This is a genomic window from Legionellales bacterium (assembly GCA_026125385.1).
Classification (GTDB): domain Bacteria; phylum Pseudomonadota; class Gammaproteobacteria; order JAHCLG01; family JAHCLG01; genus JAHCLG01.
Window position 1 is genome coordinate 1 of the sequence record JAHCLG010000002.1, and the last position, 14,459, is coordinate 14,459.

General features: G+C 39.2%; 13 protein-coding genes and 1 tRNA gene. 10 read left to right on the forward strand and 4 right to left on the reverse strand.

Annotated features, from left to right (window positions below; all coding sequences use genetic code 11):
* Window positions 1-41: 41 nt before the first annotated feature.
* Both KIT27_00940 and KIT27_00945 read left to right on the forward strand, forming a co-directional pair.
* A complete protein-coding gene (locus tag KIT27_00940) occupies window positions 42-701 on the forward strand; it encodes a carboxylesterase (GenBank protein MCW5588204.1) in 660 nt (219 codons plus the stop codon).
* A gap of 13 nt (window positions 702-714) precedes the next feature.
* Window positions 715-1,032, forward strand: a complete 318-nt coding sequence (locus KIT27_00945) for an NGG1p interacting factor NIF3 (protein ID MCW5588205.1) — start codon at window positions 715-717, stop codon at window positions 1,030-1,032.
* On the opposite strand, the gene KIT27_00950 is transcribed toward KIT27_00945, so the two are convergent.
* Together KIT27_00950 and KIT27_00955 are read right to left on the reverse strand one after the other, a co-directional pair.
* A complete protein-coding gene (locus KIT27_00950) occupies window positions 1,016-1,966 on the reverse strand; it encodes a nitronate monooxygenase (protein MCW5588206.1) in 951 nt (316 codons plus the stop codon). The genes KIT27_00945 and KIT27_00950 overlap by 17 nt on opposite strands.
* A gap of 32 nt (window positions 1,967-1,998) precedes the next feature.
* Window positions 1,999-2,072: transfer RNA gene (locus tag KIT27_00955), tRNA-Arg, on the reverse strand.
* 82 nt (window positions 2,073-2,154) lie between these two features.
* Here KIT27_00955 and KIT27_00960 point away from each other — a divergent pair.
* From KIT27_00960 to KIT27_00975, 4 genes are read left to right on the forward strand one after another with little or no spacing between them, the layout of a single operon-like run.
* Entirely contained in the window at window positions 2,155-2,658 is a 504-nt protein-coding gene (locus tag KIT27_00960; GenBank protein ID MCW5588207.1) for a cytochrome c5 family protein, read from the forward strand.
* Window positions 2,658-3,146 (forward strand): type 3 dihydrofolate reductase, encoded by a 489-nt coding sequence (gene folA, locus KIT27_00965; GenBank protein MCW5588208.1) that lies wholly within the window; start codon window positions 2,658-2,660, stop codon window positions 3,144-3,146. The genes KIT27_00960 and folA overlap by 1 nt, the downstream gene beginning before the upstream one ends.
* A gap of 8 nt (window positions 3,147-3,154) precedes the next feature.
* The gene (locus tag KIT27_00970; GenBank protein ID MCW5588209.1) at window positions 3,155-3,607 is read left to right on the forward strand and encodes a thioesterase family protein; all 453 of its coding nucleotides are present in this window, start codon (window positions 3,155-3,157) and stop codon (window positions 3,605-3,607) included.
* A 7-nt stretch (window positions 3,608-3,614) separates the two neighbouring features.
* The gene (locus tag KIT27_00975) at window positions 3,615-4,202 is read left to right on the forward strand and encodes a DotI/IcmL family type IV secretion protein (protein ID MCW5588210.1); all 588 of its coding nucleotides are present in this window, start codon (window positions 3,615-3,617) and stop codon (window positions 4,200-4,202) included.
* A 197-nt stretch (window positions 4,203-4,399) separates the two neighbouring features.
* Here the strand turns inward: KIT27_00975 and KIT27_00980 are convergent, their stop codons facing one another.
* A complete protein-coding gene (locus KIT27_00980) occupies window positions 4,400-6,322 on the reverse strand; it encodes a hypothetical protein (GenBank protein ID MCW5588211.1) in 1,923 nt (640 codons plus the stop codon).
* Window positions 6,323-6,608: 286 nt separating this feature from the next.
* On the reverse strand, window positions 6,609-9,839 hold the full coding sequence (locus KIT27_00985) for a cobalamin-dependent protein (GenBank protein MCW5588212.1): 3,231 nt from the start codon (window positions 9,837-9,839) through the stop codon (window positions 6,609-6,611).
* Window positions 9,840-9,964: 125 nt separating this feature from the next.
* Here KIT27_00985 and KIT27_00990 point away from each other — a divergent pair, with 125 nt between their 5' ends.
* The 4 genes from KIT27_00990 (at window position 9,965) to gmhB (ending at window position 14,406) form a co-directional block, all read left to right on the forward strand.
* Window positions 9,965-10,744: a thioredoxin domain-containing protein gene (locus tag KIT27_00990; protein ID MCW5588213.1), complete on the forward strand. Its 780-nt coding sequence runs from the start codon at window positions 9,965-9,967 to the stop codon at window positions 10,742-10,744.
* A gap of 136 nt (window positions 10,745-10,880) precedes the next feature.
* Window positions 10,881-11,789, forward strand: a complete 909-nt coding sequence (gene glyQ / locus KIT27_00995; GenBank protein MCW5588214.1) for a glycine--tRNA ligase subunit alpha — start codon at window positions 10,881-10,883, stop codon at window positions 11,787-11,789.
* Window positions 11,786-13,858: a glycine--tRNA ligase subunit beta gene (glyS, locus tag KIT27_01000; protein ID MCW5588215.1), complete on the forward strand. Its 2,073-nt coding sequence runs from the start codon at window positions 11,786-11,788 to the stop codon at window positions 13,856-13,858. Before glyQ ends, glyS begins: the two co-directional genes overlap by 4 nt.
* 2 nt (window positions 13,859-13,860) lie before the next feature.
* On the forward strand, window positions 13,861-14,406 hold the full coding sequence (gmhB, locus tag KIT27_01005) for a D-glycero-beta-D-manno-heptose 1,7-bisphosphate 7-phosphatase (protein MCW5588216.1): 546 nt from the start codon (window positions 13,861-13,863) through the stop codon (window positions 14,404-14,406).
* Window positions 14,407-14,459: the final 53 nt, after the last annotated feature.

Below are 14,459 nucleotides of genomic sequence, written 5' to 3' on the forward strand. Positions count from 1 at the left end.
TGCCTACTGAGATTATCCCGCTTGATGAAGGTAAATATTGCATGAATGAACAAGAAATTATTATTCACCACGGCTCACCCATCCACTATGCGGTAATTTGGTTGCATGGATTAGGTGCCGATGGCCACGATTTTGCCTCGATTGTGCCAGAGCTGCGGTTACCTTCAACGCCTGGAATACGGTTTATTTTCCCGCATGCGCCAGTCCGCCCAATTACTATTAATAATGGTTTTGCCATGCGCGGTTGGTATGATATTAGCGGATTCGATTTGAATGCCCGCGTCGATCGCGAAGGCATTTTAGCCTCAGAATTAATGATTCAACAATTAATTACCACCCAAATTGAACAAGGAATTCCGGCAAATAATATTGTACTCGCAGGGTTTTCTCAAGGCGGCGCGATGGCACTGCATACCGGTTTGCGTTTTCCAGAAAAATTAGCCGGTATATTAGCATTATCCTGTTATTTACCGTTACCTGCCGATATTCCACTAGCAACCTCAGACGAAACAGCCATTCTGCAAATTCATGGCGTATACGATCCGATAGTCCCCTTAAAATTTGGCGAACTATCTCGCGATCAATTACAAAAATTGAATTATCGAGTGGATTGGCAAACGTTTGCGATGGAACACAGTGTGTGTGCTGAGGAAATTCGTATGATAGGTGATTGGTTAGTACAAACTTTATATAGCCGATAGAGTGAGCATGATGATGACAGCGATTAATTATCTTTTAGGTGTTTATGTCCCAATGAATGCTGTAGAAAAAGTAAAATCGGCCTTGTTTGCTGCGGGTGCAGGAAAATTTAAACATTACGATCAATGTTGTTGGCAAACGCAAGGGGTAGGTCAATTTCGCCCACTTGAACACAGTCAACCCGCTATTGGTCAATTAAATCAACTTGAATATGTGGAAGAAATTAAATTAGAAATGATTTGCGCGCATCAAGATTTAAAATCTATTATTCAAGCCTTAAAAGACGCTCATCCCTACGAAGAGCCTGCGTATCACCTTATTCAATTGTTTTGAGTGTCGCTTTAAATTCTTGCATAATTTTATTAATAATTTCTTCTGCTGATAAAATTTCGTGGATTAAATCGAGATTTTCGCCGGCAAAAATGCCAGCAATATCATAATTATTGTTATCGACCGCTTGCTGATATTCCTGCTGAATTTTTTTATCGATTTTTTGTTTGAGATTGTCTTTATTTTCCCACTGTTGAGTGAATTGATTTTTCAGCGCACGTGCAGTGTAAGGTTGGGGCCACGTTAAGCCTCGCGCAAAATCAAAAATAGTTGAACGAAAAGTATCATCTCCACTTGCAGCAATTAAACGTTGTTTTGCTTGCACAGATCCCAAGGCTTCTGGCGAGGCATAAAAACGCGTTCCTAATAATCCACCTGTGGCGCCTAACATAAATGCTGCCGCTAACCCGCGACCATCTGCTATGCCACCGGCGGCTACAACGGGAATATTTTTCACTGCATCCACAATCGCGGGAATTAACGTAAAACTACCACGACTCGCACCATGCCCACCTGCTTCGCTGCCCTGCGCCACAATAATATCGACACCAAATTCTTGTGCTTGTTGCGCTTGCGCGACGGTTTGCACTTGGCAAATTAACATAATATTTGCGGCTTTAATTTTTTCAACAAACGGTTCAATATTTCCAAACGATAAAAAAATCGCACGCGGTTGATGGGCAATCGCCAGATCTAAAACTGCCGGAAATTCTGCTAAACGCCAAGTAATAAAACCAATTCCAAATTGACGTGGTAGGGCATATTGCAATTCTTGTTTAATCCATGCTTCATGACAATATCCTCCGCCAATAAATCCTAACCCCCCCGCTTTGGTTACCGCACTCGCTAACTTACCACCAGCCACATTGGCCATCGGCGCGGATAAAATGGGATATTGAATATTGAGCAATTGCGTCAGCGCGTTGGTAAAATTCATGAAAATATTCCTGAATTAAAACAATTGAAATGCGCGCCCGAGTGGACTCGAACCACCGACCTTTGGCTTCGGAGGCCAATACTCTATCCAGCTGAGCTACGGGCGCATTGCTAAGAAATTTTGCGCCAAGCGCAAGGAGGTGTATGATACTCGGGTTTTTACAATCCGTCTATGGAAGGGGAACTTCAATGTTACGTCATCTTATGTTTTTTATTGCAGGCTTAAGTTTAGTCGCTTTATCGTTTGGTTATGAAAACAACGATTCCAAGCACGCTATTGCCGAGCGGATTAAACCCGTTGGCAATGTGGCTGTCGCTAAAGAAGCACCAGCAACTCCAGATAATGCCAAAAATGCACCAGCGCCCAAAACCGATAATACCCCGACGACGACGAGTAAAGTGACTCTCACCCGTGCCCAAGAAATTTATACGGCACATTGCAAACTTTGTCACGATGCGGGTATCGCAGGTGCGCCAAAATTTGGCGATAAAGAGGCCTGGAATGCGAAATTAAAGGCTAATGCAGGTAATACGCCTGAAGAAAAATTTGCGGCTATGCTAGCGCAAGCCATCAAAGGCATTAATGCCATGCCAGCGAAAGGCACTTGTACTACTTGCAGCGATGAAGAACTCGCTGCCACCATTCATTACATGATTTCAAATGGTAAATCGATTAGCGCTGATAAAAAATAATGATTTCATTAATCGCCGCTCTCGCACATCATCGGGTAATTGGTTATCAAAACCAATTACCCTGGCACATGCCAAACGATTTAGCCTTTTTTCAAGAAAAAACCTTATATAAACCCGTGATTATGGGACGACGCTCGTTTGAAAGTTTAGGTAAACCGCTACCGCAACGTCGTAATATTATTGTTACTCGCAATCGCAATTATCAAGCTGCGGGCTGTGATGTTGTTCATTCGTTAACTGCGGCGATTGAACTAGTCAAACAGGAACCTGAAATTATGATCACTGGTGGTGCTCATATTTATCGCGAAAGTTTAACGATTGCCGATCGCATGTATTTAACCTTTATCGATGCCGAAGTTCCTGGCGATACTTTTTTTCCTGAATGGGATAGTGATGCTTGGGAAATTATCTCGCGTGAGGAATATTCAGCAGACGATAAAAATCCCTATGATTATAGCTTTGTAATTTTCGACAAAATTAAAAATTGAGAGATAGCATGTCCGCTGAACAATTCAAACAACTGGTTAAACAAGTCATGGAATCTATTCCATTCAGTCGATTTTTAAATTTAAAAATTGATGATATTTCTCACGAGCGAGCTCTTGTGAGTCTAGCAAAACAACCACAATTTATTGGTAATCATATTCAAGGGATTTTACACGGCGGTGTGATTTCTTCGGTACTCGATACCGTGGGTGGAGTAATCGCCATGTATAATCTTTATTCGCGAGTCGAAGATTTATCATTTGAACAACAAGCTGCTAAATTAGCCAAAGTTGGTACCATCGATATTCGCGTGGATTACTTGCGACCAGGACGGGGCGAACGTTTTCATGCCACTGCTGCGATCTTGCGCGGGGGAAATAAAGTCGCAGTCACCAAAATGGAATTCTACAATGAAACCCAGGAATTATTAGCCTGTGGTACGGGAACTTACTTAATTGGATAAGGAACTTATGATGAAAAAAATTTTATTTGCACTCGTCGTTGCGAGTTTATTAATACTAACACCCTTATGGGCTACTGAACAGGTAAAACCATCACCAGCAAACGCAGCACCCTCTCACATCAATCCCTATGCCACCCCAGAATATTCTGACGCGTTTATTTCACAATGGATTAAAAAAATTGCAGCACTTCCGTTTAATTTTGATTATCAAAATTATCAACAGCAAGTCACGATTAGCTCAAGTTTTTTTACTGAAGAAGCCTGGAAACAATTTTCACCCACATTAATTCGCTATGGTACGCCTGAACAAATTCAAAAGCGCCGTTTACGCGTTTCAGCAAGCACGCGTGGAACGATTCGCATTTTACGCAAAGGCATTATTCAAGGCCATTTTAGCTGGGCAGTCTCCTTACCCTTGAGTGTCTATTTTCGCGGATTCGATGGCAGCTATCGTCATCAATCATTACTCGCCACCATAGTCATTTCGCGAGTCGATCCTAATCAAACACGAGATGGTTTAATTATTGTGAGCTACACCACCACCATCCAATCCGTCGTAAAAAATAAAACACCCCCAACCAATATGCTGGGATAAATAAACTTGGGTCAAAGCACGTAGCCTGGAACGGAGCGTAGCAATGTAGCCTGGAACGTAGCGCAGCGAAGATCCAGGGTAAAAACCAATTTTTTAACATGGATTAATTATTTGATAGTTTTTCTGATTTTTTTATCCTGGATCTCCGCTGCGCTACGTTCCAGGCTACGCCGCTATGATTCAGGCTACGGTTCATTTCATTGTTTGGGTTTTAAATTAGTACACTGTCCATTATCTGGATAAGATTGATTAAAAATTCCTATACTTTCCTCAAAATTAGATTCATTTAATACTACAATAGTATCTTCCAAACTGGATTTGAGTTGTTCTAATTTTTCAATAGAGATGTTTTTTATGCTATCTTCACTCAACAATGATTGGTATTCCGAACTAAATTCTTCAAGATTATTATTTTCGTTTTGCGATCTTGTATTAATTAGATTCCTATACCTTGACAACAAACTATCAATACAATTTAATAAAATTATTTTTGACATTGAATGCTCTTTACTAATATTCTTAAAAACCAGCGGTATATTATGATTATCACTGTTTGTTATTGAAGTCATGATTTGATTAAATTTATGAAAAATTTCTATTTCGGAAAAATTATCACAAACTATATTTCTACTAGATAAGAAACCACGAATGCAACTTAATAGTAAATCATAAGAACGAAAATGACATTTTGGATAAAATTTTTCAGCCCGGGTTTCTTTAAAAGAATTAAAATACTTTTCTAGTTTACCATACTCATTATCTAAACCCTGACTTTTACTTACCGCGATTTGTTCTGAATAAATTAAGTCGTAAGACAGGTCTAGAAGTAGCTCAGTGTTGGCAATAATTATCTTTAACAAGATAGAGTTAACATTTTGAATTTCTTTAAGAAGGTTTTTAATCTTAATCTTAATCTTAATATTTCTATTTTTATAAAGAGGCACTAAACGAGCATGTTCAAAATCATCCTCTATTACTTGCTGTTCGAAAATTTCATCTTTCCTTTTGATTAAAATCTCATATTTTTCTTTAATATCCTTTAATAAAAATTCTATTTCTGAACAGGTAACAAGATTACCTGAATCAAGCATCAAAAATTTATGGATATTAACATCGATATACTCCAAGAGAGAGCTGCATTGGCTAAATGATTTTAATAGAATAGTCTCTTTATCATTGGGATGTTTAGAGACAATACTTCTATTAATTGCTTGTAAAATTTTTATAAATCGACTATGTGTTGGTCTGTAGCGAACAGAACAATCAAGATAATTTCTAACTGTAATATCTGTTTTATTGTTATCAACCTTATTAACCATTAAATCTAGTAAAGAATTATCATTTTCAATTAGAGTCAGAATTTCCTTAATGCACTTTATTATATCCATCACAAAACCAATTTTGTTTATATTTATTGAAAACTCTTTAATAAGTTTTTTATCGGGTCGGAAAGCAAGTTTTTTCTTAATTTGTGACTCGGATATTGAACCGCCATGTTTTTTTAAAATACTTTTTTTGGGTTTTGCATCTATATTGAATTGACGCTGAAAAAATGAGGGGTCAAAATCAGTGAACCGGTTATTAGGATAATAATGATTAATACTATTAATAATAATTTTCACCGCGTAGATATGCCAAATATTTTTGGGATTAGTAATTTTAGATGAAAGATAATCGTATAAGTTCCTACACTTGCTAATAGAATCATCATTAAATATCACTGATTTCAAAAACTCTTCTTTGGTATTAAGTTCATCAATAGAAATTATTTGTTGTCCGTTATGTGTGGCCTGCTCATCCTGAGAGGAATTATCTATCGTTTGAAATATATCCGCTAGTTCGGGATCATAGTGGGTAGGGGGTGAGCTTTCGGGTTCGGGTTCTTCATCCTTTCTTGAAATTAATTCATATTCAATATAATTAATCTCTGCTAACAGCTCATCTTTGATTTTTTGAAGTTCATTTTTGGGGCAATTTTCGAAATTATTATTAAGTTTATTAACAATATTAATATTATCTTCTGTATTTTTTAATTTAATTAATTCTTGAAATCTTTTATATAAGAATCTAACATCATTTAATAAGCTATTTTCTAATTGCCCTGTGATTTGGCTATACATTTATCTAAAACCGTATGTATTAATTTGAGATTTTAACAGATGAATATTAACTCACTATGGCAAAAAGAATTATTTTGGTGCCAGTGAACCTGGAACGTAGCGGCGTAGCCTGGAACGGAGCGCAGCGTAGATCCAGGATCCAAATAATAAAAATATTTTATTTTTCAGTATGGTATTAATTATTTGAGAGTTTTTCTGGTTTTTATCCTGGATCTTCGCTACGCTCCGTTCCAGGCTACGCCGCTACGGCGCCGATCCAGGCTACGCTTCGTTGCAATTTCACGGCTCACATATTGCGTCGATATTCGCCGCCGACGTTGAATAGTGCTTGGGTGATTTGGCCAAGAGAACAGCATTTTACGGTTTCCATTAACTCTGCAAAGACATTGCCATTTTCAATTACGGTTTTTTGGAGCCTTGCTAACGCTTGAGAGGATTCTGCTTGATGTTTTGTTTGAAAAGCCTCTAAGCGAGTAATTTGCGATTCCTTTTCTTCCGCCGTACCGCGACGTAATTCTAATTTAGCCGTTTCGGCGTGAACATCCATATCGGGATTGATGAAGGTGTTAACACCCACAATCGGGTATTCTCCTGAGACTTTGCGTCGTTCATAATACAAGGATTCTTCTTGAATTTTACTGCGTTGATAACCCAATTCCATGGCGCCTAAGACCCCACCGCGTGAACTCAGTCGTTCAAATTCTTGTAAAATGGCTTCTTCGACTAAATCGGTTAAGGTTTCAATAATAAAAGAACCTTGCGTGGCATTTTCATTTTTATAAAGACCATATTCTTTATTAATAATTAATTGGATCGCAAGTGCGCGTCGCACCGATTCTTCCGTGGGGGTGGTGATGGCTTCATCGAAGGAATTCGTATGAAGAGAATTGCAATTATCATACAGCGCCGTTAATGCTTCGAGGGTGGTGCGAATATCGTTAAATTGAATTTCTTGCGCGTGCAATGAACGTCCACTGGTTTGAATATGCGCTTTTAATTTTTGTGAACGACTATCAGCATGATAACGATCACGCATCGCAATCGCCCAAATGCGTCGTGCAACACGATTAATTACTGCATATTCAGGGTCCATCGATAACGAAAAGAAAAACGATAAATTGGGTGCAAATTCATTAATATTCATGCCGCGTGCCAAATAATATTCGACAAAGGTAAAGCCATTGGCCAAGGTAAATGCCGCTTGACTGATGGGATTCGCGCCCGCTTCAGCAATGTGATAACCTGAAATAGAAACTGAATAAAAATTACGAATTTGATGTTCAATAAAATATTCTTGAATGTCACCCATCATTTTTAAAGCAAAATCAATGGCAAAAATACACGTATTTTGTCCTTGGTCTTCTTTTAAAATATCCGCTTGCACAGTTCCTCGCACATTGCGTAACGCATGGGCTTTTAATTCTCTATATTCTTGATCGTTCGGTTGCCGATTATGTTGCTGAATAAATAATTGGGCTTGTTGTTCAATTGCGGTATTTAAAAAGAAAGCTAAAATAATCGGTGCCGGTCCGTTAATTGTCATTGATACTGAATTATTTGGCGCGCATAAATCAAAGCCATCGTATAATAATTTCATATCTTCCAAAGTACAAATTGAAACTCCAGACGTTCCCACTTTGCCGTAAATATCAGGACGTTTCGCGGGATCTTCTCCATATAAGGTTACAGAATCGAAAGCGGTTGATAAGCGTTTAGCTGGTGAATTTTTCGATAAAAATTTAAATCGTTCATTGGTGCGTTTGGCATCACCTTCACCGGCGAACATGCGCGTGGGATCTTCATCGTTACGACGAAACGGAAATACCCCCGCGGTATAGGGAAAATAACCTGGCACATTTTCTTTTAAAATCCAGCGCAAGCGATCACCAGGGTTACGATAACGTGGTAAAGCAATTTTAGGAATATTTAAACCGGATAACGAGACATGATATAAGGGCACACGAAATTCTTTTTCGCGAACGTGATAGGTAAATTCTTTTTGTTGATAATCCTCAGCAATTTTATCAAACTGCGTTAACGCTTGATGACTTTCTGGATGAATTTGTTGTTGGATCTGTTGTAATTTTTGTTGCAGCGTTTGATTTTCGCCAATTAATTTTAAACTATTTTCTAATTGCCAAACGGCTTCCACTAATTGTGCTTCTTTTTCGACTTGTTGATGATAATCGCGAATGGTCTGCGCAATATCCGCTAAATAGCGTGCCGATTGGCTGGGAATAACCACGGTTTTTGCATTCGTAACTTTACTTAACGGTTGTGAGTAGTGTGACTGCCAAGTATTTTTATTTAAAGAAGCAATCACATCATAATATAATGCCGTCACACCACTATCATTAAATTTTGCCGCAATCGTGCCATATACTGGCATGGATTCCAGATCATCATTGAAGAGTTTGTGATTGCGCTGATATTGTTTGCGCACTGCCCGCAAAGCATCTTCAGAACCATTGTGTTCATATTTATTAATCGCAATAAAATTTGCAAAATCAATCATATCAATTTTTTCTAATTGCGAAGCAGCACCATATTCTGCGGTCATCACATATATCGTTTTATCCACCAATGGCACAATTGCCGCATCGCCTTGGCCAATGCCCGCGGTTTCCACTAAAATTAAATCGAATCCGGCTAATTGGCAAAGCTTAATCGCATCTGGCAAGGCCGGAGAAATTTCGCAACCCACTTGACGCGTGGCAAACGAGCGCATAAACGCCCGTGGATTTTTTAACGAATTCATGCGAATACGATCGCCCAGTAATGCGCCTCCAGTACGACGACGCGAGGGATCAACCGATAAAATGGCAATATGTTTATCTTGAAAATCATGCAAAAATCGTGTGACAAGTTCATCCGCTAATGATGATTTTCCAGCACCTCCCGTTCCAGTTAAGCCTATCACCGGAATTTGAAGATGAGTATCCTGATTTAATAGCGTTTGCAGGCTAGCAGGTAATTGTGCCTTCCCTTCATGGACTAATTCCAGCGTAGTTAACGCACGAGCAAGTAAGCCTGGTTGGGTATAATGAATATTTTTTAAGGTATAGTCTAAATTTAATTCTGGAACAAAATCACTTAGCCGCATTAATTCATTGATCATGCCTTGCAAACCATGATGGCGACCATCTTCCGGCGAAAAAATTTTACTCACACCAAATTTTTGGATTTGCTCAATTTCGCTAGGCACAATCACCCCGCCGCCGCCGCCAAATACTTTAATGTTGGCATTGGCTTTTTGTAGTAATTGCATCATGTAGTGAAAATATTCGACATGTCCACCTTGATAGGAACTTACCGCAATGGCTTGCACATCTTCTTGAATGGCGGCATTCACCACTTCATTCACCGAACGATTATGCCCGAGGTGGATCACTTCTGCCCCAGTATCTTGAATGACGCGACGCATAATATTAATGGCTGCATCATGCCCGTCGAATAAGGAAGTTGCTGTTATCACCCGAATATGATGTTGTGGTTGATATGGTGTTGCTTGTTGCATGAAAATACCTTTCTTAATAACGTTAGCTAAAGCCTATTGTAGCGTTTAATATTTTGGACTCAAGACGTTGACTTATTTCTCGCTTCGCATTAGGGTAACCATTCCATGATTATGAGGATTTCACTGTGAAAAAATATGCCTTTATTTCGGTTTTTGGATTGATTTTTGCAATACTGAATGTTTTTGCTAGTTCTACAAGTTTTACTCCCGAACAAACTCAAGCCATTCAAACCATTGTTCATGATTATTTAGTTAATAATCCTCAAGTATTGGTGGAAGCGTCCCAAGCCTTACAAGTCCAACAGCAGAAAAAAATGCGCGACGCCGCCTTAAAAGCCATTCCTAAAATTGCTAGCGATTTATTTTATGGTAAAGGTACTCCGGTGATTGGCGATGCTAAAGGCCATATCAGTTTAGTGGAATTTTTTGATTATCGCTGTCCTCATTGCAAAGACATGACGCCAATCATAAATAACTTAATGAAAAAATATCCGCACTTACGCGTAGTCTATAAAGAATGGCCTATTTTTGGCGGCCCTTCCTTATTTGCGGCGCAAGCGGCATTAGCCGCTCAACAACAAGGTGATCATTATGCAGCGTTTCACGAAGCATTAATGAAAGCCAATTCTAATATGAGCAACCAAGATGTCTTGAACATTGCCAAAAAATTAGGCCTCAATGTCGATAAATTGCAGCAAGACATGAAAGCCAAAGAAATTATGGATTTAATCAATCAAAACTTTAAATTGGCTTCGCAATTAGGGTTACAAGGCACACCCGCTTTTGTGATCGCTAAAACTCCGGTTGAAGGCAAAGCAGCATCCGCCGAAGAATTGCAAGCAACCTTAATTCCAGGCGCAACCAGCGAAGATAAATTAGTTGCTGCCATTCAAGCGATCCATTAATTACGTACCCTGGATTGAACTTCGTTAAATCCAGGATCAGAACTTGTTAAACGTCGATCCTGGATTGAACAAAGTTCAATCCAGGCTACGGTCAATCCGGGCCACCGCATATTTGCAAAGGATAAAAAATATTCCGATGAAAAATCAGTATAATCTTAAAACATTTCAAGGCATGATTTTAGCGCTGCAAGATTTTTGGGGGCAACAAGGTTGTGCGTTAATGCAACCCTTGGATTTAGAAGTGGGGGCTGGCACCTTTCATCCTGCCACTTTTTTACGGGCGATAGGTCCTGAACCTTGGGCGGCCGTCTATGTTCAACCTTCAAGGCGACCCACCGATGGGCGTTACGGAAAAAATCCCAATCGTGTGCAACATTATTATCAATTGCAAGTGGTGATTAAACCTTCCCCCAAAAATATTCAACAATTGTATCTCGACAGTTTAATCTATTTAGGTTTCGATCCGTTAATCCACGATATTCGTTTTGTCGAAGATAATTGGGAATCACCCACTTTAGGTGCGTGGGGATTAGGTTGGGAAGTGTGGCTAAATGGTATGGAAGTCACGCAATTTACTTATTTTCAACAAATCGGTGGCTTAGAATGCAAACCCGTCACCGGCGAAATTACCTATGGATTAGAACGTCTTGCCATGTATATTCAAGGCAAAGACAATATATTCGATTTAATTTGGGCGGATGGTCATCTGGGAAAAATCACCTACGGCGATGTGTTTCTCCAAAATGAAATTGAAATGTCGACCTATAATTTTGAACAAGCCAATACCGATATTTTATTTCAACAATTTAACCACTGCGAATCCGAATCACAACGCTTATGTGAAATAGGCTTACCCTTGCCCGCCTATGAAATGGCGTTAAAAGCCTCCCATTTATTCAATTTACTCGACGCGCGTTATGCGATTTCCGTTACCGAACGCCAGGCGTATATATTACGAATACGTCAATTAACACGTCGGGTTGCGAATGCGTATTATCAATCCCGCGAACAATTGGGATTTCCGATGTGTAAGGAATTAGCATGAGTGATTTTTTATTCGAACTGGGTTGTGAAGAACTCCCTGCAAAAATTTTAGAAAATTTAAGTCAGCAATTACACCAATATGGCAGTGAATTATTAAAATCCCAAGAAATTAACTTTGATGATATAAAAATTTTTGCAACGCCCAGACGTTTAGCGCTATTGATTCACAATATTGCCCTTCAACAACCCGATCGTCACATTGAACGTAAAGGACCTGCGTTAAAAGCTGCGGTGGATGAACATGGTAATCCCACACCAGCGGCATTAGGATTTGCGCGTTCCTGTGGCGTTGAATTTAGTGAACTTAGCAAAGTAGAAACGGCAGAAGGCGCATGGCTTTGTTATCGTCAACAACAATCCGGCAAAAAAACCCGTGAGTTATTACCAGAAATTCTCGCTACGATTTTCAAAAAACTCAGCATTAAAAAAACCATGCGCTGGGGAAATGACACAGTCACGTTTTCTCGTCCTGTGCAATGGCTTGTCGCCTTGTTGGATAATGATATTATTCCTTTAAAATTATTTAATTTAAACAGCGATCGCGTTACTTACGGTCACCGTTTTTTAGCACCAGCCGCATTAATTCTCAAACAGGCACAAGATTATGAACAGGTGCTAGCACAACAAGGACAGGTAATTGCCGACTTAAATCAGCGTCGCACGCTTATTAAACAACAAATCACGGCAATTGCCGAACAACAACACGCACATGTCCACATTGATGAATCATTATTAGATGAAGTCAGTAATTTAGTCGAATGGCCATGCGCATTATTAGCCAGTTTTGATAAAAAATTTCTGGCAATTCCACCCGAAGCGCTGATTACCTCCATGCGCGAACATCAAAAATGTTTTGCCTTATTGGATCAACAAAATCATTTGTTACCCTATTTCATTACTGTCAGTAATATTAATAGTCGCGAGCCACAACAAGTGATCGCCGGTAACCAACGCGTGATGAGCGCACGTTTAGCCGATGCCGATTTTTTCTATCATACCGATCAACAACAAGCATTAATTAATCGCATCGACAATTTAAAAAATATTACCTTTCAACAAGAATTAGGCAGCCTATTTGCTAAAACAGAACGCATTGGAGTGTTAGCAAGTTTAATTGCCGAAAAATTATCAGCCGATATTGCTCTTACACAACGTGCTGCATTATTAATTAAAGCCGATTTAACAACCAGCATGGTGGGAGAATTTCCCGAATTACAAGGCGTGATGGGATATTATTACGCGCAACACCATGCCGAAGATCCATTGGTCTGTTTGTCCATCAAAGAACATTATTATCCTCGTTTTGCTGGCGATGAATTACCCACACAACCTATCAGCTATGCTGTAGCAATCAGTGATCGATTAGATACCTTACTAGGCATTATTGGCACGAAAGGTTTACCCGCAAGTGACAAAGATCCCTTTGCCTTGCGCCGCGCAGCTTATGGCGTATTACGAATTCTTATTGAAAAAAAATTAAATCTCGATTTAAAAGAATTATTAGTTTATTTACAACAACACGCCTTTAATTCCATTCAATTAAATCAAGCTGCCATTGAAGATGTGCTACAATTTTTCAATCAACGCCAACGCGTTTGGTATAAAGAACACGGGATTAATGCCGATGTTATTCAAGCGGTGATGAGCCAATCGTTATTTAATCCCTACGATATCGATTTGCGTCTGCAAGCGATGGCACAATTTCAACAACAACCTGCCGCAATTAGTTTAGCAGCCGCACATAAACGCGTTCATAATATTTTAACCAAACAAGCACAACACTATGGGCAGTGTGATTTGAATAGCACATTGTGTCAAATGTCCGAAGAAATACATTTAGTTTCTGCCATGCAAAATTTACAACAACACCTTCAACCTTTGTTAGCGCTTCAAGATTATGTGGGCATACTCAATCAATTAGCCACGTTAAAAGAACCTGTAGATGCTTTTTTTGATAAGGTGATGGTTTTGGTAGAAGATGAAGCGTTACGAAAAAATCGTTTAGCCATTTTACAACAATTACACCTGTTGTTTTCTACTGTTGCTAATCTTGCAGAGTTACAAGGTTAATTATGAAAAAATTAGTGATCCTTGATCGTGATGGTGTCATTAATTACGACTCGGATGACTATATTAAATCACCGGCTGAGTGGATACCTATACCAGGCAGTTTGCAAGCCATCGCCAAATTGACTCAGCAAGGTTATGACGTGGCGATTGCCACCAATCAATCGGGCTTAGCGCGTGGCTATTACGATAAGGCCATGTTGACTAAAATTCATGAAAAACTATTGGAATACGTGGCAATTTACGGCGGAAAAATTGCAAAAATTGTCTATTGCCCCCATCTGCCCGAGGATCAGTGTGAATGTCGCAAACCTAAGCCTGGATTATTACAACAATTAGCTGACTATTTTTCGTGTGATTTGCAAAACGTACCCGTGATTGGTGATTCGTTAAGAGATATACAAGCCGCTCTCGCCGTTTCCGCCCGACCAATCCTGGTATTAACCGGAAATGGTTTAAAACATCAAGAGACTGTGCGCGCTCTTGGTAACATTGAAATTTTTGCTAATTTAAATACCGCTGTAGATAAGCTCTTAACGATTCATCATTGAAGACCTTATAGCAACATTTCTGTGAAAAATGCTAAGATGTCTTCAGCAATATT

What these genes read in the sequence shown, in the direction of transcription:
- folA (MCW5588208.1), top strand. Translation starts at nt 2,658, where the DNA reads ATGATTTCATTAATCGCCGCTCTCGCACATCATCGGGTAATTGGTTAT.
- glyS (MCW5588215.1), top strand. Translation starts at nt 11,786, where the DNA reads ATGAGTGATTTTTTATTCGAACTGGGTTGTGAAGAACTCCCTGCAAAA.
- KIT27_00960 (MCW5588207.1), top strand. Translation starts at nt 2,155, where the DNA reads ATGTTACGTCATCTTATGTTTTTTATTGCAGGCTTAAGTTTAGTCGCT.
- glyQ (MCW5588214.1), top strand. Translation starts at nt 10,881, where the DNA reads ATGAAAAATCAGTATAATCTTAAAACATTTCAAGGCATGATTTTAGCG.
- KIT27_00945 (MCW5588205.1), top strand. Translation starts at nt 715, where the DNA reads ATGACAGCGATTAATTATCTTTTAGGTGTTTATGTCCCAATGAATGCT.
- KIT27_00940 (MCW5588204.1), top strand. Translation starts at nt 42, where the DNA reads ATGAATGAACAAGAAATTATTATTCACCACGGCTCACCCATCCACTAT.
- KIT27_00985 (MCW5588212.1), bottom strand. Translation starts at nt 9,839, where the DNA reads ATGCAACAAGCAACACCATATCAACCACAACATCATATTCGGGTGATA.
- KIT27_00980 (MCW5588211.1), bottom strand. Translation starts at nt 6,322, where the DNA reads ATGTATAGCCAAATCACAGGGCAATTAGAAAATAGCTTATTAAATGAT.
- KIT27_00950 (MCW5588206.1), bottom strand. Translation starts at nt 1,966, where the DNA reads ATGAATTTTACCAACGCGCTGACGCAATTGCTCAATATTCAATATCCC.
- KIT27_00970 (MCW5588209.1), top strand. Translation starts at nt 3,155, where the DNA reads ATGTCCGCTGAACAATTCAAACAACTGGTTAAACAAGTCATGGAATCT.
- gmhB (MCW5588216.1), top strand. Translation starts at nt 13,861, where the DNA reads ATGAAAAAATTAGTGATCCTTGATCGTGATGGTGTCATTAATTACGAC.
- KIT27_00975 (MCW5588210.1), top strand. Translation starts at nt 3,615, where the DNA reads ATGATGAAAAAAATTTTATTTGCACTCGTCGTTGCGAGTTTATTAATA.